Annotated in this window: 27 protein-coding genes and 1 pseudogene; 17 read left to right on the forward strand and 11 right to left on the reverse strand. The window is 67.4% G+C overall.

Annotation, left to right across the window (positions count from 1 at the left end):
• Window positions 1–38: 38 nt before the first annotated feature.
• Entirely contained in the window at window positions 39–950 is a 912-nt protein-coding gene (locus G3I17_RS25355) for a LysR family transcriptional regulator (RefSeq protein ID WP_164600094.1), read from the forward strand.
• A 6-nt stretch (window positions 951–956) separates the two neighbouring features.
• On the opposite strand, the gene G3I17_RS25360 is transcribed toward G3I17_RS25355, so the two are convergent.
• Both G3I17_RS25360 and G3I17_RS25365 read right to left on the reverse strand, forming a co-directional pair.
• Window positions 957–1,943, reverse strand: a complete 987-nt coding sequence (locus tag G3I17_RS25360; protein WP_164600095.1) for a cation diffusion facilitator family transporter — start codon at window positions 1,941–1,943, stop codon at window positions 957–959.
• The gene (locus G3I17_RS25365) at window positions 1,943–2,935 is read right to left on the reverse strand and encodes a saccharopine dehydrogenase (protein ID WP_164600096.1); all 993 of its coding nucleotides are present in this window, start codon (window positions 2,933–2,935) and stop codon (window positions 1,943–1,945) included. Before G3I17_RS25365 ends, G3I17_RS25360 begins: the two co-directional genes overlap by 1 nt.
• 62 nt (window positions 2,936–2,997) lie before the next feature.
• Here G3I17_RS25365 and G3I17_RS25370 point away from each other — a divergent pair, with 62 nt between their 5' ends.
• Together G3I17_RS25370 and G3I17_RS25375 are read left to right on the forward strand one after the other, a co-directional pair.
• On the forward strand, window positions 2,998–3,585 hold the full coding sequence (locus G3I17_RS25370) for a TetR/AcrR family transcriptional regulator (RefSeq protein ID WP_343238407.1): 588 nt from the start codon (window positions 2,998–3,000) through the stop codon (window positions 3,583–3,585).
• A 182-nt stretch (window positions 3,586–3,767) separates the two neighbouring features.
• Complete coding sequence (locus G3I17_RS25375) at window positions 3,768–4,931, forward strand: hypothetical protein (protein WP_164600097.1); 1,164 nt, start codon at window positions 3,768–3,770, stop codon at window positions 4,929–4,931.
• A gap of 192 nt (window positions 4,932–5,123) precedes the next feature.
• On the opposite strand, the gene G3I17_RS25380 is transcribed toward G3I17_RS25375, so the two are convergent.
• Together G3I17_RS25380 and G3I17_RS25385 are read right to left on the reverse strand one after the other, a co-directional pair.
• Complete coding sequence (locus G3I17_RS25380; protein WP_164600098.1) at window positions 5,124–6,269, reverse strand: acyl-CoA dehydrogenase family protein; 1,146 nt, start codon at window positions 6,267–6,269, stop codon at window positions 5,124–5,126.
• Window positions 6,270–6,289: 20 nt separating this feature from the next.
• Window positions 6,290–7,420 (reverse strand): acyl-CoA dehydrogenase family protein, encoded by a 1,131-nt coding sequence (locus tag G3I17_RS25385; RefSeq protein ID WP_164600099.1) that lies wholly within the window; start codon window positions 7,418–7,420, stop codon window positions 6,290–6,292.
• A gap of 241 nt (window positions 7,421–7,661) precedes the next feature.
• Between G3I17_RS25385 and G3I17_RS25390 the strand changes: the two genes are divergently transcribed.
• The 10 genes from G3I17_RS25390 to G3I17_RS25435 are packed head-to-tail and all read left to right on the forward strand — an operon-like array spanning window position 7,662 to window position 17,340.
• Window positions 7,662–8,816 carry a LeuA family protein gene (locus G3I17_RS25390; protein ID WP_164600100.1) on the forward strand — a complete coding sequence of 385 codons (1,155 nt, stop codon included), beginning with the start codon at window positions 7,662–7,664 and terminating at the stop codon, window positions 8,814–8,816.
• A gap of 48 nt (window positions 8,817–8,864) precedes the next feature.
• A complete protein-coding gene (locus G3I17_RS25395; protein WP_164600101.1) occupies window positions 8,865–9,050 on the forward strand; it encodes a lysine biosynthesis protein LysW in 186 nt (61 codons plus the stop codon).
• 1 nt (window position 9,051) lies between these two features.
• The gene (locus G3I17_RS25400) at window positions 9,052–9,903 is read left to right on the forward strand and encodes a RimK family alpha-L-glutamate ligase (RefSeq protein WP_164600102.1); all 852 of its coding nucleotides are present in this window, start codon (window positions 9,052–9,054) and stop codon (window positions 9,901–9,903) included.
• On the forward strand, window positions 9,900–10,955 hold the full coding sequence (gene argC / locus G3I17_RS25405) for an N-acetyl-gamma-glutamyl-phosphate reductase (RefSeq protein ID WP_164600103.1): 1,056 nt from the start codon (window positions 9,900–9,902) through the stop codon (window positions 10,953–10,955). The genes G3I17_RS25400 and argC overlap by 4 nt, the downstream gene beginning before the upstream one ends.
• Window positions 10,952–11,752 carry an acetylglutamate kinase gene (locus G3I17_RS25410; protein WP_164600104.1) on the forward strand — a complete coding sequence of 267 codons (801 nt, stop codon included), beginning with the start codon at window positions 10,952–10,954 and terminating at the stop codon, window positions 11,750–11,752. The genes argC and G3I17_RS25410 overlap by 4 nt, the downstream gene beginning before the upstream one ends.
• Window positions 11,749–12,318, forward strand: a complete 570-nt coding sequence (locus G3I17_RS25415; protein ID WP_203590722.1) for a gamma-glutamyl-gamma-aminobutyrate hydrolase family protein — start codon at window positions 11,749–11,751, stop codon at window positions 12,316–12,318. The genes G3I17_RS25410 and G3I17_RS25415 overlap by 4 nt, the downstream gene beginning before the upstream one ends.
• 37 nt (window positions 12,319–12,355) lie before the next feature.
• Entirely contained in the window at window positions 12,356–13,489 is a 1,134-nt protein-coding gene (locus tag G3I17_RS25420) for a Glu/Leu/Phe/Val dehydrogenase (RefSeq protein WP_164600106.1), read from the forward strand.
• A complete protein-coding gene (locus G3I17_RS25425) occupies window positions 13,486–15,102 on the forward strand; it encodes an AMP-binding protein (RefSeq protein ID WP_164600107.1) in 1,617 nt (538 codons plus the stop codon). Before G3I17_RS25420 ends, G3I17_RS25425 begins: the two co-directional genes overlap by 4 nt.
• Window positions 15,099–16,427, forward strand: coding sequence for a pyridoxal phosphate-dependent aminotransferase (locus G3I17_RS25430; RefSeq protein ID WP_203590723.1), 1,329 nt, complete (start codon window positions 15,099–15,101; stop codon window positions 16,425–16,427). The genes G3I17_RS25425 and G3I17_RS25430 overlap by 4 nt, the downstream gene beginning before the upstream one ends.
• Window positions 16,405–17,340 (forward strand): fumarylacetoacetate (FAA) hydrolase, encoded by a 936-nt coding sequence (locus G3I17_RS25435; RefSeq protein ID WP_164600108.1) that lies wholly within the window; start codon window positions 16,405–16,407, stop codon window positions 17,338–17,340. The genes G3I17_RS25430 and G3I17_RS25435 overlap by 23 nt, the downstream gene beginning before the upstream one ends.
• On the opposite strand, the gene G3I17_RS25440 is transcribed toward G3I17_RS25435, so the two are convergent.
• Window positions 17,274–17,756 (reverse strand): MerR family transcriptional regulator, encoded by a 483-nt coding sequence (locus tag G3I17_RS25440; RefSeq protein WP_164600109.1) that lies wholly within the window; start codon window positions 17,754–17,756, stop codon window positions 17,274–17,276. The two genes, G3I17_RS25435 and G3I17_RS25440, sit on opposite strands and share 67 nt — an antisense overlap.
• A 113-nt stretch (window positions 17,757–17,869) precedes the next feature.
• Between G3I17_RS25440 and G3I17_RS25445 the strand changes: the two genes are divergently transcribed.
• Window positions 17,870–19,030, forward strand: a complete 1,161-nt coding sequence (locus G3I17_RS25445) for an MFS transporter (protein WP_343238408.1) — start codon at window positions 17,870–17,872, stop codon at window positions 19,028–19,030.
• A 97-nt stretch (window positions 19,031–19,127) separates the two neighbouring features.
• Here the strand turns inward: G3I17_RS25445 and G3I17_RS25450 are convergent, their stop codons facing one another.
• The 3 genes from G3I17_RS25450 to G3I17_RS25460 form a co-directional block, all read right to left on the reverse strand.
• Complete coding sequence (locus tag G3I17_RS25450; protein WP_164600111.1) at window positions 19,128–19,802, reverse strand: response regulator transcription factor; 675 nt, start codon at window positions 19,800–19,802, stop codon at window positions 19,128–19,130.
• 131 nt (window positions 19,803–19,933) lie between these two features.
• Window positions 19,934–20,698, reverse strand: a complete 765-nt coding sequence (locus G3I17_RS25455; protein ID WP_164600112.1) for a glucose 1-dehydrogenase — start codon at window positions 20,696–20,698, stop codon at window positions 19,934–19,936.
• A gap of 49 nt (window positions 20,699–20,747) precedes the next feature.
• Complete coding sequence (locus G3I17_RS25460) at window positions 20,748–21,356, reverse strand: ScbR family autoregulator-binding transcription factor (RefSeq protein WP_164600113.1); 609 nt, start codon at window positions 21,354–21,356, stop codon at window positions 20,748–20,750.
• Window positions 21,357–21,486: 130 nt separating this feature from the next.
• Between G3I17_RS25460 and G3I17_RS25465 the strand changes: the two genes are divergently transcribed.
• Window positions 21,487–22,404 carry a ScbA/BarX family gamma-butyrolactone biosynthesis protein gene (locus tag G3I17_RS25465; RefSeq protein WP_164600114.1) on the forward strand — a complete coding sequence of 306 codons (918 nt, stop codon included), beginning with the start codon at window positions 21,487–21,489 and terminating at the stop codon, window positions 22,402–22,404.
• 45 nt (window positions 22,405–22,449) lie between these two features.
• On the opposite strand, the gene G3I17_RS42225 is transcribed toward G3I17_RS25465, so the two are convergent.
• Window positions 22,450–22,821: a response regulator transcription factor gene (locus tag G3I17_RS42225; RefSeq protein WP_343238409.1), complete on the reverse strand. Its 372-nt coding sequence runs from the start codon at window positions 22,819–22,821 to the stop codon at window positions 22,450–22,452.
• Window positions 22,822–22,972: 151 nt separating this feature from the next.
• Here G3I17_RS42225 and G3I17_RS25475 point away from each other — a divergent pair, with 151 nt between their 5' ends.
• Window positions 22,973–23,629, forward strand: a complete 657-nt coding sequence (locus tag G3I17_RS25475; protein ID WP_164600115.1) for a hypothetical protein — start codon at window positions 22,973–22,975, stop codon at window positions 23,627–23,629.
• A 299-nt stretch (window positions 23,630–23,928) separates the two neighbouring features.
• Here G3I17_RS25475 and G3I17_RS25480 read toward each other — a convergent pair whose 3' ends face one another.
• The gene (locus tag G3I17_RS25480; RefSeq protein ID WP_164600116.1) at window positions 23,929–24,852 is read right to left on the reverse strand and encodes an aminoglycoside phosphotransferase family protein; all 924 of its coding nucleotides are present in this window, start codon (window positions 24,850–24,852) and stop codon (window positions 23,929–23,931) included.
• A gap of 88 nt (window positions 24,853–24,940) precedes the next feature.
• On the opposite strand from G3I17_RS25480, the pseudogene G3I17_RS41045 reads away from it, so the two are divergent.
• Window positions 24,941–25,051: pseudogene (locus G3I17_RS41045) on the forward strand (heat-shock protein HtpX); the annotation flags it as partial.
• 100 nt (window positions 25,052–25,151) lie between these two features.
• Here the strand turns inward: G3I17_RS41045 and G3I17_RS25495 are convergent.
• Entirely contained in the window at window positions 25,152–26,114 is a 963-nt protein-coding gene (locus G3I17_RS25495) for a phosphotransferase (protein WP_203590725.1), read from the reverse strand.
• Between the last annotated feature and the right edge of the window lie 207 nt (window positions 26,115–26,321).

Consider the following 26,321-nt stretch of genomic DNA (forward strand, 5'->3'; position numbering starts at 1 on the left):
TTGTCTCCCTGCTGGGAGGCTGCGCCTACCATCGACAGATGGAACTGCGACAGCTGCGGTACTTCGTCGCGGTGGCCGAGGAGCTCAACTTCGGCCGCGCTGCCGCCACCCTGCACATCGCCGGCCCGTCGCTGTCCCAGCAGATCAAAGCGCTGGAACGCGACCTCGGCCTCCGCCTCTTCGACCGCGACCGCCGATCGGTCACGCTGACCACCTCCGGCGAGGCGCTGCTGGCCCCGGCTCGCGACCTGCTGAACCAGGCCGACGAGCTCCGCCGCTCGGCAGCCGGTCTCTCGAAGGCCGAACCGGTCCGCCTCGGCTACGTCAGCTGGCACCCACCAGACCTGATCACCCGCGTCTCCGGTATCGCGCAGCTCCGCATTGACGCCTGGGTGCTGCCGTCGCACACCCAGGCCGCCCGAGTGGCCGACGGCAGCGTCGACCTCGCGATCGCCTGGATCAAAACCTCCGCGCTGACCGAGCTCAAGCTGGAGGCAAGGTTCATCGGCGCCGACCGCCTGTACGCCGTATCGCCCGGCCACGACGATTCGCCGGTCCTCGCCAAGGACGTCATCATCTTGGTGGACTCCGACATCGCGACCTGGTCGTCGTGGAACGACTACGCGGAGGAGCTCGCCAAGGCGACCGGCGCGCGGCTGGAGTACGTCGACGACGGCGGAATGACCGGCCCGGCCTTCCACGAGCACGTACGACGCTTACGCCGTCCCGTGCTCAACAACCCGAAACGCACCACGACGCCGACCCCGCCAGACCTGATCGAGCGCCCGGTGACCGACCCAGCGCCGTACTGGACCTGGTCGCTCATCTCCCGCCAAGCCGATCCGCGGACGGCGGTCCAATCCAGCATCCACGCCCTGACCGACGGCGTCCCACCGCTCTGCGCCGACCTCTCCGCCTGCTGGCTCCCGGTCGAGGACCCCTACAGGTAGATCTGTTCAGACACTCAACGTCGGCTCGTCGGGGGCGGAGAGGCTCAGTACTGCGCCCGCTACCGCGGGGGAGGCGCTGAGCTTGGCCTCCAGGGCGCGGAGGCGGACGGCGACGTGGGACTCGGTGTCGTCGCCGGTGAGGTCGACGTCGCCGATCACCGAGATCATCCGCGGGCCGACGATCTCAAGTCGCAGATAGGTGACCCGGGCAACTTCCGGCGCGTCCAGGAGAGCTTGCAGGGCGGCCTTGCGGACCCTCGGATCGGCCTCCTGGCCGACCAGGAATCTGCGGTTGCGGTTGATCAGCAGGAGCGCGACCCAGGCGAGCAGCAGACCGACGAGGATCGAGCCGATGGCATCGGGGATCGACGAACCGGTCAACTGATGTGCGCCCAGCGCGGCCGCCGCGATCAGCAACCCGCCCAGCGCGGCGGCGTCCTCCACGAACACCGCCCTGAGGGTCGGGTCGGAGGTCGCGAGGACGTGCTCGATGAGATCGCGATCGAGGGTCGCGGCCTCGGCCTTCGCCTGCCGCGCCGACTGCGCCAAGGAGATCCCCTCGAGAACGAAGGAGATCGCCAGTACGGCGTACCCGATGACGAAGTGGCTTGCGGGCTCCGGCGTGATCAGCTCCTGGACCCCGTGCGTGATCGACACCGCTGCGCCGGCCACGAACAACCCCAGCGCGGCGAAGAGCGACCAGACATAGGCCTCTCGCCCGTGCCCCAGCGGATGCAACTCATCGGCTGGTTTGTGCGCTCGCCGGTTGGCGATCAACAGGAAGATCTCGTTGCCGGCATCGGCCCACGAGTGCGCCGCCTCAGCCAGAATCGACGCCGACCCGGTCGCCAACGCGGCCACCGACTTGGCAATGGCGATCAGCACATTGGCCGCGAAGGCAACCAGTACCGTCGTCAGGCTCTCGCCGCCGCCCGAGGCCCCCGCCCCGGGCACCTCGTGGAGCAGGTCCCGCCGCACTTCGCCATCCGCCATCAGGCAGTCGTAGCACACTCCAGCTCGACGAAGTCGGCACCAACCTCCCGGAGTCGCTCGGTGGCGTAGACCGGGTCGATCAGGGACTCGGGGGTATGGATGCCTGGCGGGACCGGGTCGCCGCGGAGGGTTAGCAGGCGTTCGACGCTGAGCGCGATGCCGAGTGCGGTCAACGGCTGCTGCCCCTTTTGATGGATCAGGGAGTGGGTGGCGCGGAGCGGCGTACCGGCTGGATCGGTTCCTTCCAGGTCGATGCGGACCTCGGTGAGAGGCTGGTCGCTGTCGTTGCCAACGGCAAAGTCGACCCGGACGTTGGCTGCGCCCGTCGCGAAGGCGAGGCTCGGGATGTCGAGGCCGGAGATGGTCTGGCCGGAGATGGTGCTGCCGTCGATGCGCCCGATCTCCGCCGGGGTGTCGCCGGTCAACCAGGTGAACACGCCATCGCGGCGTACCAATCCTGCCGAACTGGCTGTCGCCCAGCGCGCCAGATCCGCCAGCGCTGCGGGGCCGCCGATGTCCTGCTCGTCCTGGATCGCGCCGATGTGGATGCTGTCAACGCGGCCGAACTCCTTTGTCGCGTGCAGTGCCGCGAGGGCGACGGTCCCGGCGAAGAAGTGGCTGGCGAGCACGACCGGCGATGCGCTCGGACGGTTGGCGACGGCAACGACCTCCGGCGCGATCTCCATCGGGCCGCTGGAGATGCTGTAGTACGGCAACCCGTGGTCCTGGGCGTACCGTAAGCCGTTGAATCGATCGTCCCGCAGCAGGGCGACCACCGCCGAGTAGTTCTGGCCGGCGGGGAGACCGAGATCGCTGCTGTGCAGGTCGATGGTGACGGCGGTCGCGGTGCCGAGTTCGTCGGCCACCCGCTGCGCTTTGGAGAGATCGCGGGCGGCGATCGTGAGGGGCAGGTCTGGGTGCCATTGCCGCAGCAGAGTGGCCGTTCCGGCTCCTGCCTGACCTGAGCCGCCGAGGATAAGTACGGGTTTCATCTAAAGCTCTCCTTCGCGTAGCTACATTTTGTAACCTACACTTTGTAGCCTAAGCTGAGGGTGTGACGCAAGAGAGGCCGACAACCACGCGTTTGTCGAAACCGGCCAGGCGAGAGCAGTTGCTCGACGAGGCCCTGGGCATCGTGCGCACGCGCGGCGCCGACGGCCTGACCCTGGTCACTCTCGCGGAGGCCGCCGGTGTCAGCAGGCCGATCGTCTACGACCACTTCGGCACCCGCGCCGGCCTCCTGCTCGCCCTCTATCGCGACCTCGACGAGCGCCATCGCCTCGCCCTCGAGGACGCGGTCCGGGACTCCCCCGGGACGGTCGACGCGATCGCGGGCTTGATCAGCGCCTCGTACTTCGCGTGCGCCCTCGACATCCCCGAATTCGCCACTCTTTCGGCAGCCCTCAAAGGCAACCCGGACCTGGAGCCGACCCAGCACGCGCTCTTGACTGCCTACACCACAACGATGGCAACGGCTCTCACCCCGTACTCCGCGCTGCAGCCCGAAGCGCTCCACCTCCGCTGCACCGCCCTCTTGGGCGCCGCCGAAGCCCTAGCCGCAGAACTGACCCACAACCGAGCCACCGCCCCCGAAGTGACCACCACCCTGACCCAGCTGATCGCCGGCGGCCTCACCCCGTAGGCAGACCGCCCTCTGTGTATCCGTTGACCGGGTCGGCGGTGGTCGGATAGCGTCGTGGGCAGCGTGGTCGGGGCTGCGCCGAGACTCGCCGGAAGGCTGGAAGCCACCCCGTTTCTCCACTCACTGGCTAGGGCATCGTGCTCCTTGTGGCCTGTGCGAGTCCGGGCGCGAGAGGACACGCTGTGAGATTCCTGCCTGACAAGCCGAGCCTTGGCTTCCTGCGCAAAGAGGCCAAAGACCTCCTGGCCGCACTCCGCGAATCCGGCCCACCGGCATCCCTGGCCGATGCCCAGCGGGCCCTCGCGGCGGAGTACGGGATGCGTGATTGGGCCGAGCTGAAATCCGAGGTCGAGCGCCGGGCGGCCGCAGTACCGGTCGCTCCTGCTGGGCTCACCGAGGCGCTGGCTTCTGCCTTCGGTCTCGGGGTTGTCGTTGGAGCGGCCTCACCTGTCTCGTTCACGCCGATGGGCCGCTGCTGGTCGATCATCACCGACCGCGGCCGCTGGCTGGCTGTCACTGTCTACGACTGGATCACCGACGAGCAAGCCGAGCTCGGCGCCCGCCTCCGAAACGCGGCCGTTGCCAAGGGCATCGTTGCCCCGACCCCGGTCCGCAGCCTCCGTGGCCGATTGATCGAGGCCGTCCAAGGACAGAACTGGCGTGTCCACGAGTGGATCGAGGTCGGCCCCGTCCCGGTCCTCCCAACCCCGTTGGGGGTGGCGCGACAGGTCGGTACGACGTACGGGACCTTGCACTCCCTCGCCATCCCGAGCGAGTCACCGATGAGCTGGTACCTGACCACGCGCAAGTCCAGCGCCGACTGGTCAGCACTTCTCGATCGCGCGCGAGCCGCCCAGAAGCCCTGGGCCGGCCAACTGGCTCAATCCCTGCCGGCGCTGGCCGATCTGAGCCGAATCGAGCTCGACGCCGACCCCGCCGACTTCATCCTCTGCAACAGCAACCTCATCCCCGAACACGTCCGCATCGGCCACCACGACGAACTCCTGATCACCGAGTGGGATTTCGCCGGCTCGATGACCCCCGCCCTGGAAATCGGCGCCGCCCTAGGCCAATGGACCCTCCGCCCAACCCTCAACCCCAAAGCCGTCGCGGCCTTCCGGCAGGGCTACTTGGAGGCCGCCGGTCACTGGCCGAAACTCACCCTCTCCTCCTTCGCAGTCGCCGCCGGTGGTTGGCTCAACTGGACGTACAACATGATCTGCGAAGCCATCAACCCAAGTGATGAAGACCAGGCCGACGTCACCGAACGAGGAACCCTCGACCTCCTCACCCACCCCATGACGCGCGCCTCCCTGGAAGAGTTGCTCGCAGCGACCGACGGATAGGCAGGGTTCGTGGCCCTGACAGCAAGGTCCCTCCAAGCCGCCGGATGCGGCAAGACCGGCGTAGTCCTCCTCGGCATCGACAAGGACACCAAGGCCGGCTACCTGTACGCCGTAGGCCGACCCGAGAGAACCCCAGGTCGGCGCGCTGTTGCCCCGCTGCTGCGTTTCAGAGCGTAGAGGAGTTGTGGGGTTTCAGCCGGCGAGGCCGGTGGGGGTCAGCCAGTCGAAGGGGCGGTAGACGGCGGGGCCGAGGCCGAGGCCCTCGGCGATCTGTTCGCGGAGGCGATTGGTTGCGAAGGCGCCGACTACGTTCATCTGGGCGTCGCGGTAGTAGCGCTCCACCTCATGGCCCTCGGTGACGCCCGCGGCGCCGTGGATCTGGACGGCGCGCTGGGTGACCTCGACCGCCATCTCGGTGGCATAGATCTTGAGCATTCCGATCAGCTGCCGGGCGGAATTGCCGGAGACTCGTTCGGCGGCGCAGCTTTGAGCGAGCAGTCGGGCCGCGTCGATCTGGGTGCGGGAGTCGGCGAGCTGCGCCTGAATACCTTCCATATGAGCAAGAGGCCGGCCGAAGGAGACCCGCTGCCGGGCGTACCGCACTGAGGCGGCAAGAGCGGATTCGGCCGTGGCCACGGCCGCGACGGAGACCAGCAGCCAGCCCCAGGTCATTCCTTCAGCCAGTTCGGTGAAGGGGACGGGAATGACGTTCGCCTCGTCGACGTGGGCGTCGGTGTAGACGATGCCACCCCAAGGCATGCCGCGCAGGCCCATGTGGGGGATGTCGTAGCGGCGTACGCCTGGCTGGTCGAGATCGACGAAGGCCAGGCACCAGTCCGGGCCGTCGTCGCCGGCAGGCTTGTCCCGGCGGGCCAACGTGACTGCGAGGTCGGCGCGAGGGGCATTGGTGATCCGGGACTTCTCGCCGCTGATGCTGTAGCCACTGTCGGTACGCCGTACCAGGGTTTTATAGGTACCGGCATCGCTGCCGGCCGCGGTCTCGACGATGGCAAAGGCCGCAAGCCGCTCTCCAGTGGCCAGCGACCGGATCAGCTCGTGATGCCGTTCGTTTCCGTACGTGGCAAGGAGATTGCCGCACAGCAGGGAGGAGACGGTGGCAGCCCAGTAGGTCCCGGAGCAGGCGCGGCCGAGCGCCTCCATGGCCCGGACTTGAGTGGCGGCATCGGCACCGCTACCGCCGAGGTGTTCGGGATGGAACAGGCCCAGGTAGCCGGTGTCGACCAGATCCTGCCAGCTCTCGGCAGGGATGGAGCTGGTGGCGTCGGTCTGAGCGGCACGAGCGGCGATAGCGGCGAAGGTGTCCACGTCGAAGTACATATCGGTGATAGTCCTCACGGTCAGCCGAGTCCGAGCAGGGAAGCCGCGATCACCGGGCGCAGTACTTCTGCACCACCACCGGTCGAGGCGAAGAAGAGAGCGTCGCGGTGCGCACGCTCGACGAGCCCATCCGCTGTCGATGCGGCCGGGCCGGCCAGCTGGGCAGCTCCCTCGGCGACTGTGCGAACAGCGGCGGCGGTGAACAGCCTGGCGGTGGCAGCCTCCTGATGAGACGGAGATGCATCGCCGTCGAACTGGGCGGCAGCACGGTTGAGAAGACCAGCTGCGAGTTCGTTCTGGATGGCGAGGTCGGCCAGCAGGAACCGGACGGACTGCGAGTGCACCAGCGGAGCGCCGAAGAGGTTGCGGGCGTGGACGGCAGCCAGCGATTCGTTGATCAGCGCTTGCATGATGCCGAGCCAGGAAGCGCTGGTGAAGACCCAGTCGAGGGTGGCGAGGAAAGGCTCGGTCTCGGCGACGGCCGCACCGACAGTACCCAGTACTGCGTCCGAAGGCACCCGGCACTCATCGAGGAAGAGCCGGCCCCAAGGGCAACTGCGCATCGCCGCGGGATCGGACTCCTCGATCCGCAGACCAGGGGTGTCGCGGTCGAGCAGGAACGCAGTACGCGATCCGTCGCTGTGCTCGGCGATGACGAGATAGTGGTGCGCCTGCGTGCCGAGGACGACCTGTTCGAGATCGCCGGACAGTACCCAGCCGCTCTCGGCGCCCAGGGCAGGTTTGACCGCGACGGTGGAGGCGAAGGCGGCACCTTGGGTCTGCCGCAGGGACAGCGCGCCGAGCCACTCACCCGCGGCGATCCGGGGCAGGTAGCGCTCCTGCTGCGCGCTGGTCCCGAAGGCGCGCAGCGGCACAGCGGTCAGGACGGCGTGAGTAGTGAAGGCCAGGGCGAGACCTGGATCTTGGGAGCCCTCGCCCAGCGCGGTGAGGAAGGCGGCGGTCTGGCCGCCGGTCAACTCTGTACTGAAGGCGGCGGACAAAGCCTTGAAGAGGCCTTCGTCCCAGTGCCGGTGACGATCACGTTCCGGGGCGGTGGGACGAGCGAGGTGACTGGCGAGATAACGGACCCGCTCTGGCAATGAGGAGACCCCGTCAGTGCCATCACCCGGGGATTTCGGAAACACCATCATTTCCCTTCCCTTCGTTGTGCATCGGCCGAAGACGAATTCAAGAACGGTAGCCCCGAAATCGCAGGGATTCGGCGAAATCACACAAGGCCGCCGCCCGCCCCAAAATTCGCTACCCACCTTGGCGAGCGTCCACAAGGCTTCACGATTCTTCACAGAGAACAGCTTGCTGCCCTGCGGGTGGCCGCCTCAAGGTTGGTCTCGGCACCCAATGACCGCCCATAACAGAGGGAGCACAAGCACAATGGAAAGCGCAGCGAACACCGACGGGAGTCAGGGCCCCGCCCCCCGATTGTCCGACGCTACTTTGCGGGACTCCGCCCACATGGCCGGCGTCGAGTTCGGTCCAGAGGATGCGGCAACGATCGCAGAACTGCTGGTGAAGACCGGGATCGAGCTGGTCGAGGTCGGGATGGTCTCAGGCCCGAACAGCAAGGACGCGGACCTGATCCTGGCCACCCATGAGGCGATCGGCCCGGAGCGCAGTATGACGCTCGTGGTGGTCCGGGACCGCCAGCAGGTCGCTACCGCATTGGATGAGGCGGAGCGGCTCGGCGTACGGCACATCATGTACTCGATCCCCACCTCCGAGGAGCACGCCCAGCTCAAGCTCGGGTCGTCCAGCCCCCGGTTCCTCGAGGTACTGGCCCGGTCCGCGATCACCCAGGCCAAGGAGCGCGGCTTCCACGTCACGTTCAGCGGCGAAGACGGGGCCCGTACTCCGAGGGAACGACTGGTTCCCTATGTGGCTTCGGGATTCGCGGCCGGCGCCGACCGGTTCCGGGTGGCGGAGACCGTCGCCTACCTGTCGCCGTGGCAGATGGAGTCGGTGATCGGCGACCTGACCGCGATCGACGGCTCCGAGATCGAGATCCACTCTCACAACATGCTGGGGATGGCGGTGGCCAACTCACTCGCCGCCGTCCGGGCCGGCGCCCAGTGGATCTCGGCGACGGTGGGCGGCATCGGCGAACGAGGCGGTAACGCGCCGCTGGCCGAGTTGCTGATGGCCCTGCGGGTAGTCCACGGCGATACTCGCTTCGACCTGAGCCACCTGACCGAGCTGTCCCGGGTGGCGCTGCAGGGCGCCGGTCTGGGGACGGCGTTCCAGTCGGGGCCGACGTCACCACATGCCTTCGCCTACGAGCTGCCCGGCCAGCTGACCAACCCCGAGGCGTACGAAACGCTGCCGGCCGAACTCGTCGGCAACACCCGCGAACTCCTGGTGCGCACGCGGCTCACCCCGGCCCTGGTCAAATGGGCGCTGCTGGAATCCGGCATCACCGTGGACGTGGATTCTTTCACCTCCTGGCTGATCGCGCACCAAGAAGAAAACGGGCGGCCGTTGCTCGACCGCGACGGAATTCGAAAAGCCGCTGTTGATTTCCAGTCCCGCTGAATTTCACCTGTTCGACCCCTCATCCCTTCTTCCCGCTGGAGCAATCTGATGTCCACCGCCACTCTTTCCGGCATTTGCCCCGAATGTGAGACCGACCTGACCGTGCCACCGCTGGTCCAGGGCGAGACGCTGTCCTGCCCCGAGTGCATGCTGACGCTGCGCGTCGAGGCCGTTGACGCCGGTCAGCTGCGGCTGTCGATGGTCGAGGTGCAGTTGCGCGACTGGGGTCAGTGAGATGACCAAGTCCATCGCGATCGTCGCGGACCGGATCGCCTGGGAGGAGCGGCAGCTGATCGAAGCCGCGCCCGGCCTGGGCCTGGCCATCGAATGGATCAACGACGAATCGTTGTGCCTGGGCCAGCCGGACGTCACCGCGCTGACCGGATACGACGCAGTCCTGCTGCGAAGTCGCAGCTACACCCGCGGCGGCCTGATCGCCACCCTCGCCGAGGAGTCGGGCAGCCGGGTGATCAACACGGCCCGGGCGATCAACCTGTGCGAGAACAAGGCAGTACTCCGGACCGCGCTGCGGGCCGCCGGCGTACCGGTTCCGGACTTCCGGCTGGTGCTGTCGCGCGCCGACTTCGGCAAGGCACTCAAGGACTTCGCGCCGCCGGTGGTGCTGAAGCCGGTGTACGGCGGTATGGGCAAGCGGGTCGCGCTGATCCGGGAGGCCGACGCCGCGAACTCCCTGTACGACTACGTCGAGGATCTCGGGCACGCGTTCGAGCAGGCGTGTCTGGTGGAACCCTTCCTGGCCGGCGGGGCCTCGACGCGCTGCCTGGTGGTCGGCGACGTACTGGTGGGTGCTGCCGAGTTCACCAGCGGCGGTGACGACTGGCGCAACAACGCGGCGCTGGGCAACACCAGCCGCGCCGCGGCGGACGACCCCGAGGTGGCGAAGATCGTCGACGGTGTGCTGGACGTGCTCGGTCCCGGGATCTACGGCATCGACCTGTTCCACACCCCCGAGGGATTCGTCGTCAACGAGGTCAACCACGCTCCCGGTTTCCGGTCCGTGGCCCAGGCCACCGGCGTGAACGTCGCCGCGGCGGTCGGCAGCTACCTTCAGGAGGTGCTCTCGTGATCCGGGCCGGAGTGGTCGGCGCCTCCGGGCTGGCCGGCGGCGACCTGATCAGGCTGATCGTCCAGCACCCCGACCTGGAACTCACCTTCCTGGGAGGCTCCTCGAACATCGGGCGACGCCCGGCCGAGCTCCACCCAGGGCTGCGGCTCGACCTGGGGGTGACGGTGCAACCGGTGACCGAGGAGGTCGCCGATCAGGTCGACGTCCTGTTCCTCGCCACCCCCGCGCCGGTCTCGGCGAAGCTGGCCGAGCTGCTGGCCGACAAGGTTCCGGCCGTGATCGACCTCAGCGGCGCATTCCGGATCCGTACGCCGGAACTGCACGCGCGCTGGTACCCGAAGGTCAACCGGCACACCGAGCTGGCCGACCGGTTCGTGTACGGCGTACCGGAGCTGGTCGCCGACCAGTTGCCGGGAGCCGCGCTGATCTCGCTGCCGGGCTGCTACGCCACGTCGATGACGCTGGCGCTGGCACCGCTGACGATCGGGCTGGGGCTGGATCTGAAGACCGTGGTGGTCGACGGCAAGAGCGGCTCCAGCGGCGGCGGCCTGTCGCTGCGCACCACGGATCTGCATCCGCTCCGCAACGGAGCGATCGCCCCGTACTCGCCGACCGGGCATCGTCACGCCGGCGAGGTCCGGGACTTCTTCGACCGCAGCAAGCCCGGAAAAATCGGCTCCTTGTCGATGTCGGCGTACGGCGTCTCGCATGTCCGCGGACTGATGACCAGCAGCTATGTGTTCACCGACGAGCAGGTGAACCAGCGCGACCTGCACCGGGCCTACACCCGCTTCTACAAGGGCAAGCCCTTCGTCCGGGTCCGCCGGCACGACGAGACCTTGATCCCGGTCCCGGATCCGCAGGCCGTACTGGGCTCCAACTACTGCGACGTGACAGTTCTGTACGACGAGGAGAACAGCCGAATCGTCGCCCTCGCCGCCCTGGACAACCTGGTCAAGGGCGCCGCGGGGCAAGCCGTCCAGGCCGCGAACCTGAGGTTCTCGCTGCCCGAGGAAACGGGTCTGACGATGCAGCCGGTGATGCCGGCATGAGCGGCGCAGTACCGACCGTGGTCAAGCTGGGTGGCAGCTGCCTGGAGGATCTGGCCGGAACCTGGTGGGACGATCTGGCCGAACATGGGGCGGACCATCCGCTGGTGCTGGTGCACGGTTGGTCCAAGCCGCTCAAGGAGTTCAGTGGGCGGTACCGGGATCCCTCCGCGATCCTGCGGGACCGATACGGCAACCAGAGCCGGTGGACCACCCGTGAAGTGATCGACGACATCAAGACCGTCAGCACGGTGATGGCCGATGACGTGATCGCCCGGCTGGAGTACCGCGGTATCACCGTCGAGCGACTGCTGGGCAGTGATGGTCTGGTGCATGCCGGACCAGGCGAGCGCTGGTGGTGGCAGGGCAAGCAGCTGGTGGAGCTGGAGAACCTTGTCGGGCCGATCACCAAGGTGGAACCGTCGGAGCTGAAGAACCTCCGGCCGGGCCACGTCCACCTGGTGACTCCGCTGGCAAGGAACGAGGCCGGCCAAGAGGTCAACACCGACGCCGACCGCGCCGCCGCAGCCATCGCCGGTGCCACCGGAGCCACGAATCTGGTCCTGGTCACCGATGTCGCGCATCTGCTGATCGATGGCGAACCGGTCGACCGGATCGACGCCGAGGGTGCCGCGGCCTTCCGCGACAAGGGCGCCACCGGCGGGATGCGCAAGAAACTGCGCGCCGCCGGCGAGGCGCTGGAGCAGGGAGTACAAGAGGTCGTCATCGGCAGTGCCCCTGTCTCCGAGCTCCTTTCCGGCCGGACCGGCACCGTCATCACCCGAGGCCAAGGAGCATGACCGTGGCGCAATCCCGCGTGCTAGTCGTCAACAACCGCACACTCTCACTGAAACAACTCCGGGGCCGGTTCGAGGATCTGGGCTCGGCGACCGACGTGGTCAGCAGTACCGAGGTACCGGCGAAGCTGGACGGCCGCTACCAGGCGATCGTGCTGAGCGGGACCAAGGTCCGGGCCTACGACACGGAGTACTACAAACCGCTGGTCGAGCTGGTGATGACCGCTGACGTCCCGGTGTTCGGGATCTGCGGCGGGATGCAGATCATCGCGGTCTCGCAGGGCGGCGAACTGGCCGAGGGACCGCAGCGGGTCGGCGGCCACGAGGCGGAGGTCGACAAGGACGAGCCGATCTTCACCTTCGTGAAGCCGACCGTGACGGTGTTCCACCGGCACACCCTCTACCTCCAGCAGGCGCCGGCGGGGTTCCGGTCGATCGGCCGCTCCGAGCACGCGCCGGTGGAGTTCCTCCGCTCCGACGACGGCCGGATCTTCGGGTCCCAGGCACACCTGGAGTTCCGCGACGACGGACGGGAGATCCTGCGTGGCTTCGCCCAGCTCTACCAGTGACAGCACCCGATTTCCCTCGACTTCGAAGGACTTGGCCATGACTGATCTCGACTACCCGACCGACCCTGCCTTCACCGTCCACCTGAACGGAAGTGGTGGCGCTATCAAGGGCTGGGTGGTCGTCGATTCCCTCTACGACGGCCTGGGGATGGGCGGCACCCGGATGACGCCGGGGGTCACCGAGGCCGAGGTCGCGGGGCTGGCCCGCGACATGACCCAGAAGTTCACCCTGGCGGGCCTGCCGATCGGCGGCGCGAAGGCCGGCATTGTTGCCGATGGCACCGATCGCGAGACGACCTTCCGGACCTTCGGCCGGACGGTCAAGCCGCTGCTGCACGGCGGCATCCACCTGGGCATCGACATGGGCGTGACCCCGGCCGACCGGGCGATCTTCTTCGACGAGGCCGGGTACGACCCGAGGTTCCGGCTCGGCGCTCCGGACATGCCGATCGACTGGCGCACGTACTACGAACCGCTGATCGACTGCACCGGACACGGCGTCGGGGTGGCAGCAGTCACCGCGCTGGAGGCGAGTGGACGCGCGGAGGCGGCGCGGATCGTCGTCCAGGGTTTCGGTGCGGTGGGCCGTGCGGTCGCGCGGTTCCTCGAGGAGCGCGGGCACGTGGTCGTCGGTGTCGCCGACATCGACGGCACGATCAGCGCGAACCGGCTGCCGGTGGACGACCTGGTCGCCATCACTGACGAGTTCGGCCGCATCGACCGGTCCAAGTTGCCGGCCGGCGTCACGGTGTCGAGCCGCCCGGATGCCTGGCTGGACGTGGATGCGGACCTGCTGATCCTGGCGGCACAGAAGAACGCGCTCAACGCGGAGAACGTGCACCGGCTGCGGGCGGAGCTGGTGGTCGAGGGCGCCAACATCGCCTCGACCTCCGAAGCCCAGGAGAAGGCGCGGGCGGCAGGTACCGTCCTGGTGCCGGGGGTGATCGCCAACATCGGTGGTGCGGCTTCGGCGGCCCTGGCGGTCACCCGGGTCGTTCCCTTCGACCTGCCGGCCGAGGCGCGCAAGGCCTGGGTCTTCGACTGGGTCGGCAACCGGGTCCAGCTCAACACCCGCGCTCTGCTGGAGATCGCCGCGGCAGGTGCGGGTGATCCGCTGCCCGAGTTGCTCGCGACCCGTCGCCAGGAGCGTCGGCAGGGGCGTCCTCAATGACCAGCCCGGCCGACCGCGGCGCGGAGTACCGGCGTCGCGGTTGGTGGCGGGACGAGACCTTTCTCGACGATCTGCGCAAGCAGGCTCGGGAACGGCCCCGCAAGCTGGCGATCGCCGGCCGCCGGCTCGACGATGCCCACACCGACACCCTGGACTACGCGGAACTCGCCAGGCTGACCGACCGGTTCGCCGGTGGACTGCTGGAGCTCGGCGTACAGCGCGGTGCCCTGGTCGCCGTCCAGCTGCCCAATCGGTGGGAGATCGTGCCGCTGATGTTCGCCTGCATGGCGGTTGGTGCGGTGATCTGCCCGATCGCCCCGGAGTGCCAGGGGGAGGAGTTGCGCCACCGCCTCGAGCTGACCGGGGCCAAGGTGCTGGTGACGGTCCCCGAGTTCGACGGTCACCCACTGGCCGAGTCCGTCCGTGCGATGCAGGACGAGCTGCCGTTGGAACATCTGGTGGTGGTCGGCAGTCCCGCCCCGGCGGGCTCCATCGACTTCCACGAGCACTTCGTCCGGTCGCACTGGGAGCCTGACCTGGAGGGACTTCAGCTGCAGCCGGACGAGCCCTTCGTCGTGCTGTTCACCTCCGGTACGACCGGTTTCTCCAAGGGAGTTGTGCACAGCCTGAACACGGTTCACTCCGGTGTTCGCGGCTATGTGGACGCTTTCATGCTCCGCGACGACCTCGTGGCCGCGGTCACCACGCCGCTGGTGCACTACTCGGGATTCGGCCAGGGTGTGCTCGCCTCGGTGATGCTGGGTGGAACGGTTGCCTTCCAGGACGGCCCGGACCGCGCGGGCCTGCTGGACCTGGTGGAGCGTTACCGCGCCACGCTTCTGTACGGACCCCCGCCCACCCTCACCGGGGTGGCGCGGGCACAGCAGGCGGATCCGCACGATGTCTCGAGTCTGCAGCACACGGTCACCGGCGCGGCCCCGGTCCTCCAAGGGCTGGTGGACGAGATGCGGGCCACCTTCGGCTCCCGCACGTACTCGGTGTGGGGTATGTCGGAGTTCGGGCCGATCACGATCAGCCGGCTGGACTACGACCAGGACTGGGCGGCGCACAGCCACGGCCGGCCGATCGACGCGATGGAGATCCGCGTCGACCTGTGCCACGACCCCTCGAAGCGAGCACCGGTCGGCCGGCTGCGAGCGCGCGGTGCCTCCCAGGCGCTGGGCTACTACAAGCAGCAGGACGTGTTCGACGCGGAGCTGACGCAGGACGGCTGGTTCGACACCGGCGACGTGGCTCGCGAGGACGGGCGCGGCGGCATCCGGATCCTCGGGCGGGCCAAGGACACGATCATCCGCGACGGCGTCGTCGTACCGATCGCAGAGCTCGAGGCGGTCATCTCCCAGCACCCGAAGGTGACCGAGGCGGCGCTGGTCGGTCTGACCGGACAGGTGGACGATCCGATCCTCGCTGTCGCCGTGGTACGCGGCGGCGCACGGCCAACCCTGGAAGAGATTCAGGCCCACCTGCGGGGAGCGGGACAGGACCCACAGTTCTACCCGGAACGGCTGGAGGTCGTGGATGTCCTGCCCAAGACGCTGACCGGCAAGGTCCGGAAGGTCGAGCTCCGGAGACTGTACGCGGGGACGTCATGACCGCACCCGTGCCGGTGACCATGTCGGCGACCCTGGCGGCTGACGAGGAGTTCGAACGCCGTCGGCTGGCCGGTGAACGCGTGCTGTTCCTGGCGACCGGTGAGATCGGCCTTCCGGTACTGCCGGAGCTGGCGGAACAGCTGGCCCGGGCGGCGGGTCGTAACGCGTACGGACCGGTGACCGGTTCGGCGGAAGTACGGGAGGCGGCGGCCGGGTACTGGGGCCGGCGAGGTCTGGCTACCGATCCGGCGGACGTGGTCTGCGGGCCGGGCAGCAAGCCACTGCTGTTCGCACTGCTGCTGGCAGTGGGAGGAGATGTGGTCGTGCCGGTACCAAGCTGGGTGAGCTATGTCGCGCACGCTCGGCTGGCAGGCTTCCAGGCCATCCCGGTGCGCACCCGCCCCGGCGAGGGCGGCGTACCGGATCCGACCGAACTCCGCGCGCAGGTTCTCGCCGCCCGGGCGAGTGGGCGCGACCCCCGCTCTGTAGTCGTGACCCTGCCGGACAACCCGACGGGGACGATCGCCGAGCCGGAGACCATCCGCGAACTGGCCCTCGTAGCCAGGGAACTGGATCTGGTGGTGATCTCCGACGAGATCTACTGCGACCTGGTGTTCGCCCCCGGCGACCGGGCGGTGTCCCCGGCGATGTTCGCACCCGAACGCACTGTGGTGACCACGGGGCTCACGAAGAACCTGGCAGTGGGTGGTTGGCGGCTGGGCGTGGCTCGGCTGCCGACCGGGTCTCTGGGCAGCACAGTGCGCGAGCGGCTGGTGAGCATCGCCAGCCAGATCTGGTCGAGCACGGCGGCTCCGGTACAGGCTGCGGCCGCCTACGCGTTGACGGAGCCGCCGGAGGTGGTCGAGCGCGTGGCCGCCTCCTGCCGGCTGCACGAACGTGTGGCCCGGAGAGTGGCCGAAGCGTTCACCGCGGTCGGTGCTGAGCTGGCCCCGATCCGGGCTACCTGTTACCTCTACCCGGACTTCGAGCCACTCCGGGAAGGCCTGTCCCGCTTCCACGATGTCAACGGCGGAGACGATCTCGCCGCTTTGCTCAGTACGCGGTACGGCGTTGCGCTGTTGCCGGGAACCGCCTTCGGCGAACCCAGCCGATCGCTCCGGATCCGGGCCGCGACCAGCCGGCTGTACGGCGAATCCGACGCCGAGCGTTCAGCCGCGCTGGCCTCGCCGGACCCGGTCGCGCTGCCCTGGATCAAAGCCTCCGTCGACCGCATCACGGAGGTCCTCACCGATCTGACCGCACCTTTCGCATCCGCCCAACGAGCTCGAGGAGAGTCGCTGCATGTCCATCCTTTTCGAATGTGAGTACCAGGGACAGCGCTACGCGGGAGTCGGGCTGCCTGTGCCCGGTGAACCGGTCACGCTGTACCCGGTGTCCGAGAACCAACTGCGGAAGGCTGTCCTGGCGGGCGGCGGTACGGAGGCGCTGCTGGAGTCGGTGACGTCCGGCACCGCCACCGTCACCGTCTCCGGCGATGACCCCGGGGTCCACTACCTGCCACCGCTGTTGCCGGGGGCCGCCGGCAACTCACTGATCACCGGGTTCATGGGAACCCACCGCTCCAAGTTCCCCAACCCGCCGGCCCCGGACGAGAAGTTCAAGGCACCGAACTGGCTGATCAAGGGCACCGGATCGTGGCTGGAGACCAACGGCCTTCCGCTGACGGTGCCGGCCTCGGCGGTGGCGCTGCTGGAGGAGCCCGAGGTCGGTCTGGTCTTCGTCAACGACAAGGACGGCACTCCGCACTACGCGGGGTACACCTTCGCCAACGACCTCAACGACATCGGGCTGCATCTGCAGAACCCATGGGGATGGACGCCGTACGCCAAGCTGTGCGACACCTCGATGACGCCGTGGCTCTTCCTCGGCGAACCGCCGCAGTCGGTCACCGGGCAGATCATCATCGAACGCGACGGCGCCCCGGCTTGGAAGGGCGACTTCACCTGCGGTGCGGACGCGATCTTCCAGCGCGTGCCGGACATGGTGGACTACCTGTTCTCCTATCCCGGACTCCGTCGGCCAGGGCTGGTGAACTACCTGCTGCTGGGCTCGGACAAGGCCAGCTATCACGCGGGCTTCAGCATCGCCGACGGCGACCAGATCATCTTCGACCTGGCCAGCCACGGCGTGGTCCTGTCGAACCAGGTCCGCTATGCGCCCTTGGCGGACACGACGGCCTCGGCAGGCTTCACCAACTGGAGCTCGCCGGTTTCCTGAGCCGCACAGACCGCTTCGAAACTGGCCGCTTCGAAACTGGCCGCTTCGAGCCGGTCCGCTTCGAGCCGGAGCGCTTCGAGATAGGTGGAGATGGCATCACGGTTGCGTTCGAGGCAGCCGATGCGCTGGGTCATCCGGTCCCGCTCGCCTTCGAGTAGCGCGATGGTGTCGGTGGTGGCCGCTGAGATGCGGATGGCCCGGGGGGTGTCCATGCACGGCAGGACCTCCCTGATCACCCGGGTCGGCAGCCCCGCGTCGAGCAGCCCCCGGATCTGGATCACCTTGTCCACACAGGACTCGGCATAGTCCCGGTACCCGTTGGCGGAGCGGGTGGAGCCGATCAGGCCCTGCTCCTCGTAGTACCGCAGCAACCGCCGGGACGTTCCGGTGCGCTCCGCCAAAGACCCGATCCGCATGTGATGCACCTCACTTCAGAAGACCCTTGACCTTCACATCAATGAAAAGGTTTGAGTATAAAACCATGGCGACTTCCCAGACTGAGACTTCGAACCACACACCGCCTGCGGGGGTGGGGAACAAACTGCCCTGGTCCCCCCTTCTCGCCCTGAGCACAGCGGCCTTCATCGGCATCCTCACCGAGGCGCTGCCGGCCGGCGTACTGCCGGAGATGGCGCGCGACCTGTCCGTCAGTGAGTCGGCGGCGGGTCAGATGCTGACCATTTATGCTATCGCGACCGGCCTCTCGGCGATCCCGTTGATGGTGGCGACCGCGGCGTGGGGACGCAAGCACCTGCTGCTGCTCGCCGTCTCGGTCATCGGCGTCGCCAACGTCGTCACCGCGATCTCCTCGAGCTACGCCCTGACCATGACGTTCCGGCTGCTGGCCGGTATCGCGGCCGCCGCCGTCTGGGCCGAACTGGTCGGCTACGCGCTCCGGCTGGCGCCGCCGCACCTCCAGGGGCGAGCGATCTCCATCACGATGGCCGGTGTCCCGCTGGCCTTGGCGTTGGGTATCCCGGTGGGCACCTTCCTCGGCAACCTGTTCGGTTGGCGCCTCACCTTCGGGCTGGTGGCCGCGCTCTGCGTGCTGCTGCTGGTCTGGATCGGCGTCTCGGTCCCGGCCGCGGCAGGCCAGAAGCTCGGCCAGCGCGAACCGATCCTGAAGGCGCTGAAGCTTCCCGGCGTCGTCGCGGTGCTGTTCACCGTCGCGGCCTGGGTGCTGGCCCACAATGTCCTCTACACCTACATCTCGACGTTCCTCGACGAGTACGGCATGGGTGGTCAGCGCGACACCGTCCTGCTGACCTTCGGTATCGCGTCCGTCGTGAGCATCGTGATCACCGGCGCGATGGTCGACCGCAAACTGCGGCAGCTCACCATCGGCTCCGCGGGCTTGGTCGTCATCGCCGCGGTGAGCCTCGGGCTGCTCGCGAGCAGCGACCTGGTGGTGTACGCGGCGATCGTGCTGTGGGGACTGGGCTGGGGTGGCGTGACCACCTTGCTGCAGACCGCCGTCACGGACGCCGGCGGTAACAGCGGGCAGGCCCTGCTGGTGACCACCTGGAACTCCTTCATGGCCGGTGGTGGCGCTGTCGGTGGCATCCTGCTGGCAGGGGTGGGACCGAAGTCGTTCCCCTGGGCCGTCCTGGTCCTGATGGTGCCGGTGCTGCTGGTGGTCGTCGTCGCACGGCGCCATGGCTTCCCGGCCCGACGCCCGAACGTGCACTGAGCTTTCCGCAGGCATGGACAGACGCGGCCCTGCTGGGGCGCGCTGGGATTCCCAGCGCAGCAGGACCGTGTCCGTCCAGCCGGACGAACACCCTTGCTCAGCCACGACCGATGCGATAGCCGACCCCGCGCACCGTGATGATCCAGGAGCTGGCCCCGAGCTTGGCTCGCAGACTCCGCACATGGGTGTCGATCGTGCGGCTGGAATCGGCCCAGCTCGTCTCCCAGACACTGGCCATCAGTTGCTTGCGGGACAGCGCCTCGTCCGGATGGGAGGCCAGCTTGTGCAGCAGCTCGAACTCCTTGCCGGTCAGCTTCACCGGCTCACCCCGCACCCGGGCCTCGTGGGTCTGCATGTCAACACGCAAGGTGCCCAGGCTGATGACGCGATCGGGCTGGCGGCACGGCAGCGAACGACGCAGTACCGCCTCGATCCGGGCCAGCATCTCCCGCGGCCCGCAGCGCGGGTCCAGGCAGTCGTCCGCTCCGGCGTTGAGGGCGAGAATCCGGTCTGTCTCGGTATCACCCGAGGAGACCGAGATGATCGGCTTGCCGCCGGCCGCCCGGATCGACCGGCAGACCTCCAGCCCATCGATGTCCGGCAGATCGAGGTCCAGCAGAACGAAATCCGATCTCCCGTGTGCCTGCAACGCCTTGGCTCCAGTGTCGACGCTGCTCACGGCGTACCCCTGCCGTCGCAGTTCCCGTCTCCTTGATTCGGCTTCGACTGAGCCACCTTCGACGACCAGGACGCGCACTACTCCCTGTGTCATGACTACCCCTCACTATGTCCGCCGGTAAACGACACATCACTCAGCGTCCCCCCAGGACATTAAAATGATAGTGATCTTTTTGTTATGGTCAACGGGTTCTCACCTGGTGGGTTCGAGGGAGCCGGATCAGCTCAGATCGCGCTGGCCCCGCCGTCCACCGGGACGGCTCCGCCGGTGATGAACGACGCCTGGTCACTCAGCAGCCAGGCCGCGGCCCGCGCCACCTCGATCGGCTCGGCCAGCCGGGGCTGGATCGCACGGGCACTCGCTGCCTGCTCCAGTTGAGGCACCGCGCGGATGGCCGCCTCCATCAACTCGGTCCGGGTGGAACCGACCATCAGGGCGTTGATCCGGATGCCGTGGCTCCCGTACTCGGCGGCGGCGGCCCGGGTGAGGCCGAGCACAGCGTGCTTGGCGGCAACATAGGGAGCAAGAGCGCCGGTCGCGAACGCCCCGGCAGTGCTGGAGGTGTTGACCACCGACCCTGAGCCCTGAGCCATCATCACCGGCAACTGGTACTTGAGACAGTTCCAGACACCGCGCACGTTGACGTCCATGATTTGCTCGTACACCGCGTCGTCGGTCTCGTGCAGGAGCGGCCCGATCGATCCCCAGCCTGCGTTGTTGAAGGCGCCGTCCAGCCGGCCGAAGGCACTGACAGCGGTTGCGACGGCGCGTTCGACTGCCTCCGGGTCCGTGACATCGCCCGGGGCGAGTTCGGCCCGGCCGCCGGCGGCCCGAATCTCCGCGGCGATCTCTTCGAGCTTTTCCTTGCGGCGAGCCATCAGTACGACGGCCGCGCCGTCCGCCGCGAAACACCGGGCAGCCGCGGCGCCGATGCCACTGGAGGCACCGGTGATCATGATCGTCTTGCCCCCGAGCTGATTTCCGTCCATGGCAATCCCCCCTTAGGTTCTGAGAATTCTGCTGCAGCAAGCCGTCGCGCTAGCGGCCGTCTCGCATCTCGATCTCGCCGGAGGCTCCGAGCGCCGGGAGGAGACAGCGCCAGATCTCCTCGACCCGCTCGGGAAGGTCCAAGTGACCTGTCTCGACGTAGGAATGCATCTGGGCGCCGGTACAGGCGTTGACCACCAGGCGGGCCATCGCCTTGATGTCGACGCCCGGTGCCAGTTCGCCGGCGTCCTGCGCGGCCTGCAAGTCGGCGATCACCAAACCGGTCCATTGCTGGTGAGAGTTCTCCCCGGCCTCCATGAAGCGGTCCTGTTCCCACACCAGCCGGGCCCCCGCCCTGAGCATCGGACTCTCCACCAACTGCCGAGCCCAGGTCCGGGTCACGTCGATGGCACGTTGCAGACCTTTCGAAGAATCCGGCGGTACAACGAAGTCAGGCTGCCCAGTGACGATCGCCCGCGCCAGTTCCTCCTTCGAGCGGAAGTGGAAGTAGACCCCGCCCAGCGTCACTCCCGCGCGATCAGCGATCTTCATGACGCTCGCACCGGAGAACCCGTGCTCGGCGAACACCTCAGCGGCCCCTAGCAACACCGCCGCACGGGTCCGCTCGGCCCGCGCCTGCTTCACGACTCGTCCAGCCATGCCACATCCCCCTGGTCCATACCTGGAAACCGCTTCACGAAAAGAAGAAATTTCTTTATGTTATACGCGGGGGGTGGGGCGATCCATGCCCCGCAACCCCTGACCTGTCGTCCCACAGGGGGGAATTGTCATGACCTCGAGCACCACCGCCGTCCCATCCGCCGCCACCGATCTCCAGACCCTGGTCCGCAAGGACCGGTCGGACGAAGCCCTGGTCGTCGACTGGGGTGAGCTTCCCGACCGCCGCCAGCAAGTCACCGTGCACTGGCCGCAGAGCCACACCTTCTACTGCGAGGGCGACCGCTACACGCCCCTGCTCTTCACGGAGAGCGTGCGCCAAGCACTCGCCCTGCTCAGCTACCGGGTCCACGACATCCCACTGGGGTACCGCCTGGGCTGGGAACGGATCCGGTCCTGGATCAATCCGGCTGCCTTGGGCATTCACGATGGCGGCAAGGAGGTCACCGTGCTGGTGACTCACTCGACCGTCACCCGCCGCCGGATGGGATCGGCGTACCTGGTCTCACGCATCGCCGCACGGATCTCCGGTCAGCTCGTCGGCGGCGCCGAAGTGCATTACAGCGCCCATCCACCCTTGATCTACGACCGGCTCCGCGGCCCCTATGCCTCCGCCAAGGAGTCCTTCAGCCGCGCGATTCCACTCACGTCCCCGGTGCCGCCGACACTGGTAGGACGACAGGATCCCCGCAACGTGGTGCTCTCACCCACCGCCCGCCCGTTGCACTGGCAGTTGCGAGTGGACACCAGCCACAGCGTGCTCTTCGACCATCCACATGACCACGTACCAGGCATGGTCCTCCTCGAAGCAGCCGCCCAAGCAGTACAAGCATCCCAACCCAGTCGGGTCACGACAACCAGCTTCGACGCCCAGTTCTTCCGCTACGTCGAACTCGACCACCCCTGCTTCATCACCGCAGACCCGGGCCCCACAGACCAACAGGGCCGCACCTCCGTACAGATAACTGCCACCCAACAAGACAAGCCCGTCCTGAAAGCCTCCGTAACAACAGCACCCTGCCCCTGCTAGCCCAGGGGCCAACCCGGCTGTCTCCAGCCTCGACGTATGCCTCCCTCAGGGCGATCCCTGGAGGGCGGCGAGTACGGCGAGGACGCGGCGGTGGTCGTCTTGGGCTCCGTACAGGCCGAGTTTGCTGAAGATGTTCGCGATGTGGCTTTCGACCGTCTTGAGGCTGACCGTCAGCCGGTCCGCGATCGCTGAGTTGGAGCGGCCCTCGGCCATCAGGGCGAGTACGTCGCGCTCCCGTTCCGTCAACGCTGCAAGGGGATCACTGGCCGAATCCGCACGCATCAGGTGCCGCACGATCTCGGGGTCCAGGGCCGTACCGCCGGCCGAGATCGTGCGCAGTGCCCTCATCAGCGTCTCGACGTCGACGACCCGGTCTTTGAGCAGGTACCCGAACCGCGCGGCGTGACGTCCTCCCACGGACAACCGTCCCATCAGGTCAGGCCGAGCCGTCGCCTGAGTCGTTCTAGGCCGGGCGGCATGGCACAGTCACCCCACACGAGTGAGTATTGAGTGGCCTCGGTTGTGCCACACTTCTGTGATTCTTTGTCTTCTATGGGGAGGGGCCTCGATGTTTAGAAGCATCAAGCGACTCGCGATCGTTGCCGCGGTGATGGCGTCGATGATTGTGGTTCCGATGGAAGCCGCCTATGCGGCGGATGGCTGTGGGGATGACTGGTACAAGGGATCCGATGGCTACTTGGAGAAAGACGAACCTTGGCAGGGTGCCGGATCCCACAACGCGTGGCTCTATCACTCGGGAAGGGTTCGCTTCTGCACCCAGGACGACTTCATCGGTGACGACGACAACCGTAGAGCTCTGATCGGGTACCCGAGTGACTCTTACCCGTTCGAGAGCCAGATCATGAAGAACGGGACTTACACCAAGTTCTGCGTGCGGCAGACCATCAAGGCGAACATCACCGGGGTCAAGTCCTCTGAGTCGTGGACTATCAGTGGCTCGGTTTCGAAGGGCGACCCGTCGGTGAGCGCTTCCTACTCCGCCACCTACGACACCTTGACCGTGACCGTCGCGAAGACCGCGACCTGCAGCACCAGCGCTAGCCAGATCATCGCTCGTACGAGCGGGATCACCGTCACTGGAACCTCCGACGATTCTGCCGAGGTTCAGTGGGTCGAACTCACGACGCAGCTCACTATGGAGTACTGGGTGAACGGCACCAAGTACGTCCAGAACCACAGCATGACCGAAAAGGACTACAGCTGAGTCCATAGCTCCGCACTTTGAGCTACAGGGAAGGGGCGTCCCGGAAGGTTCCGGGCGCCGCTTTCCATTGGCACGACCAACTGCAAACCGGATCGACCTCGATCGGCGGCACACCCGACCGGCGCCAGGTCCAGGCCAGCGTCGCCACCACGCCCTCGATGTAGCCCGGGCAGTTCGGGCACTCGCGGCCGATCCACCTCTCAGCGGCCCGCGTCTCGGCGCAAGGTCTTCGACTGCCACCCTGAGCGGGATCGGAAGCGCGCCCTACGTCGCGCACCCAGCACAGAAGCGGGTCGCTGTCACGCGAGCAGTGTCTCGAGCTCTGGGAGTCGGCCGAACATGTCGGGTAGGCCGCGCAGGCCGTTGCGCACGGACTCGTGCGACAGCGCGAGGTCAGGGCCTGTGCTCGCCTCGACACCGGCCAGGCAACGCAGGATGTTCCACCTCGTATGCCCCAGCCAGCCACCGATCATGAACACGAACCAGCTTGGACCTGACGGCGGCAGTGCTCCGCCCCCGGCGACGTAGCCGTCGAGGACCGAGCGGAAAATGGTCGGCTCGATGTTGTCGAAGCCAGGTCCCTTCGCGAGGCTCAGCGCGGTCGAGCCGAGCTCACCGGTCAGGTCGAGCATCCCCGAGAGCTCCCAGTCGAGCACTACCGGCCGACCGTCTCGAGCGAGCAGGTTCCACGGTTGGATGTCCTTGTGGGTCAGCACAACGGGGCCTGGCCGTTCGCAGGTGTCGACGAAGTGGGCAATCGCGAGCAGCGTCTCGACGTGGGAGGCGAGTTCGTCGGCCCACGGCTGTCCGGTCGCCGCCGCCCGCTCGGCGAGCTCGGGCCAGTCCCGTGACGTCGGGTCCTCGATCGACATGTCGGTCCACTCGACGTCCATCGCGTGGATGCGCGCGAGAATCTCACCGATCTCGAACGCGTACGCCGCCGACACCGGTGCTTCGGGCACCTTCTCCCCCTCCACCCACCGGTGGACGAGCGTGTGATGGCTGGCCGAGATCGGCTCAGGCATCGGGACGCCGGCAGCGAAGGCCGCTCGCTCAAACCTGAACACCTCCTCGACGCGGTAGGTCCAGCCGCGGTCGACGAGGTTCAACTCCTTCACCGCGAACGACCCCTGGTCGGTGTCGAGCCGGTAAATCCGGTTGGCGAACCCGCCGTAGACGCGGATCATCGGCCCGATCGGCGCACCGAGATGGGACAGATTCACCCCACGCACTCTAGGACTCGGAGTTCATCGGTGCACCGGATTTGCCGAGGTTCTCGTCGTCTGCGTCCACAACGCGGGCCGCTCCCAGATGGCCGCCGGGCTGCTCGATCACCATGCCGCCGGCCGCGTGATCGTGCGGTCCGCCGGATCGCAACCGGCCAACCAGCTCAACCCCGCCGTCGTGGAAGCGATGGCTGACTTCCCGAGTGACGCCAGACGCTTGCCTAGGGCAAACATCTGGCCAGATGGGCAGGCTGGCGCCTGATCTGATCGGGCCAATCGGACTGGAGTTCGCCCGCCTACGTGAGCTGCGCCTGCAAGCTGTGGCCCGCCGCTGCCCGTCGAGCGGCTTGCCACTCGGCGCTTTTCTGCCAGTAGTAGTGGGTCTCCGTCTCGGGTGCCAGCACAACGATGTCGAACGTGGTCAGCGCCATGTGGACCTGCTCCCAACTCGGCAGCGGCACCGAACGATGTTCGGCGTACGCCGTCCAGAGGTGCCGCCGGAGATCACCGTAAGAGCCTTCGGCGGCCCAACTTGCGCTGTCCCACTGGCTGCACGTGAAGTCGATAAGAGGAGACAGCACACCTCCGAACCCCCAGTCGAGAATCCCGGTCAATGTCCCGGATTCGTCGAGCAGCAGGTGGCTCTCGTAGAGGTCGCCGTGGGCAAGGACCGGGTCCATCGCGTCGACAGCTTCGAGGGCTTCGAGCAACGTCGTTCGCGCCGCCGGACCAATGAACGGTGCGACCGACTTGCCGAGTTGCTCGGGACCGCCCAGTTCGCGGAGAGGCGAGTAGCACTCGGTCGCCGTCGGTGGCGTCAACGGCGGTTCCGACCAGGCGTTGGCCCACAGGGGCCGCGGGACCCGCTCGAGACCGATGTCATGGCACGCCGCAAGCGCCGCGCCGAGCTGTCCCGCCAGCAATCGCAGGTGTTCCGGCGACATGTCGCCGGGCACGGAGCCCCGGAGCCGAGTCACGGCAAAGAACGGGTACGGCGAGATCGCCGGCTCGTCCCAGCGTCCGAGCAGCTTCGAGACGAGCGGGTGGTCGACAGTTGCGTAGACGTCGCATTCGCGCTCGAGCTGCCCGACGATCGTGTGGTTACGAGGGAACAAAAAGGCGCGATCCTCGGCGAGGAGCACATGCTTCGTGGCTCCGTCGAACCGCGGCTCGATCGGCCCATCCACCTCGCAGACCTCCCTGAATCGCTTGAGCTGCGTCGGGACGAGGACAGCGGCGACGGCTGTTGCGTCATCCACGCCGTACCACCGACAGCCACGCTTCTCGCAGGAGTCCGTGCAACTGTCGTCTCCAATCGACTGCCTGCGACGCGATCGAACGCATCGGCGTCGGCTCCAAGAACTGGTACGGCGATCCTCTTCATCGTATGCCCACCGAAATTGGCTACCCGTCGACTGAGCCAACCATCCAAGGCCGGCAACGGCGCCGTTGCCGCCTTCAACTGC

It is taken from the genome of Streptomyces sp. SID13031, assembly GCF_010548305.1.
Classification (GTDB): Bacteria; Actinomycetota; Actinomycetes; order Propionibacteriales; family Kribbellaceae; genus Kribbella.

Coding starts and splice junctions, on each gene's coding strand:
- G3I17_RS25380 (WP_164600098.1), bottom strand. CDS start 6,269: ATGTACTTCGACGTGGACACCTTCGCCGCTATCGCCGCTCGTGCCGCT.
- G3I17_RS25435 (WP_164600108.1), top strand. CDS start 16,405: ATGTCCATCCTTTTCGAATGTGAGTACCAGGGACAGCGCTACGCGGGA.
- G3I17_RS25385 (WP_164600099.1), bottom strand. CDS start 7,420: ATGATGGTGTTTCCGAAATCCCCGGGTGATGGCACTGACGGGGTCTCC.
- G3I17_RS25475 (WP_164600115.1), top strand. CDS start 22,973: ATGTTTAGAAGCATCAAGCGACTCGCGATCGTTGCCGCGGTGATGGCG.
- G3I17_RS25410 (WP_164600104.1), top strand. CDS start 10,952: ATGAGCGGCGCAGTACCGACCGTGGTCAAGCTGGGTGGCAGCTGCCTG.
- G3I17_RS25395 (WP_164600101.1), top strand. CDS start 8,865: ATGTCCACCGCCACTCTTTCCGGCATTTGCCCCGAATGTGAGACCGAC.
- G3I17_RS25425 (WP_164600107.1), top strand. CDS start 13,486: ATGACCAGCCCGGCCGACCGCGGCGCGGAGTACCGGCGTCGCGGTTGG.
- G3I17_RS25355 (WP_164600094.1), top strand. CDS start 39: ATGGAACTGCGACAGCTGCGGTACTTCGTCGCGGTGGCCGAGGAGCTC.
- G3I17_RS25400 (WP_164600102.1), top strand. CDS start 9,052: ATGACCAAGTCCATCGCGATCGTCGCGGACCGGATCGCCTGGGAGGAG.
- G3I17_RS25365 (WP_164600096.1), bottom strand. CDS start 2,935: ATGAAACCCGTACTTATCCTCGGCGGCTCAGGTCAGGCAGGAGCCGGA.
- G3I17_RS25440 (WP_164600109.1), bottom strand. CDS start 17,756: ATGCGGATCGGGTCTTTGGCGGAGCGCACCGGAACGTCCCGGCGGTTG.
- G3I17_RS25465 (WP_164600114.1), top strand. CDS start 21,487: ATGACCTCGAGCACCACCGCCGTCCCATCCGCCGCCACCGATCTCCAG.
- G3I17_RS25360 (WP_164600095.1), bottom strand. CDS start 1,943: ATGGCGGATGGCGAAGTGCGGCGGGACCTGCTCCACGAGGTGCCCGGG.
- G3I17_RS25460 (WP_164600113.1), bottom strand. CDS start 21,356: ATGGCTGGACGAGTCGTGAAGCAGGCGCGGGCCGAGCGGACCCGTGCG.
- G3I17_RS25450 (WP_164600111.1), bottom strand. CDS start 19,802: ATGACACAGGGAGTAGTGCGCGTCCTGGTCGTCGAAGGTGGCTCAGTC.
- G3I17_RS25420 (WP_164600106.1), top strand. CDS start 12,356: ATGACTGATCTCGACTACCCGACCGACCCTGCCTTCACCGTCCACCTG.
- G3I17_RS25455 (WP_164600112.1), bottom strand. CDS start 20,698: ATGGACGGAAATCAGCTCGGGGGCAAGACGATCATGATCACCGGTGCC.
- G3I17_RS25415 (WP_203590722.1), top strand. CDS start 11,749: ATGACCGTGGCGCAATCCCGCGTGCTAGTCGTCAACAACCGCACACTC.
- G3I17_RS25390 (WP_164600100.1), top strand. CDS start 7,662: ATGGAAAGCGCAGCGAACACCGACGGGAGTCAGGGCCCCGCCCCCCGA.
- G3I17_RS25430 (WP_203590723.1), top strand. CDS start 15,099: ATGACCGCACCCGTGCCGGTGACCATGTCGGCGACCCTGGCGGCTGAC.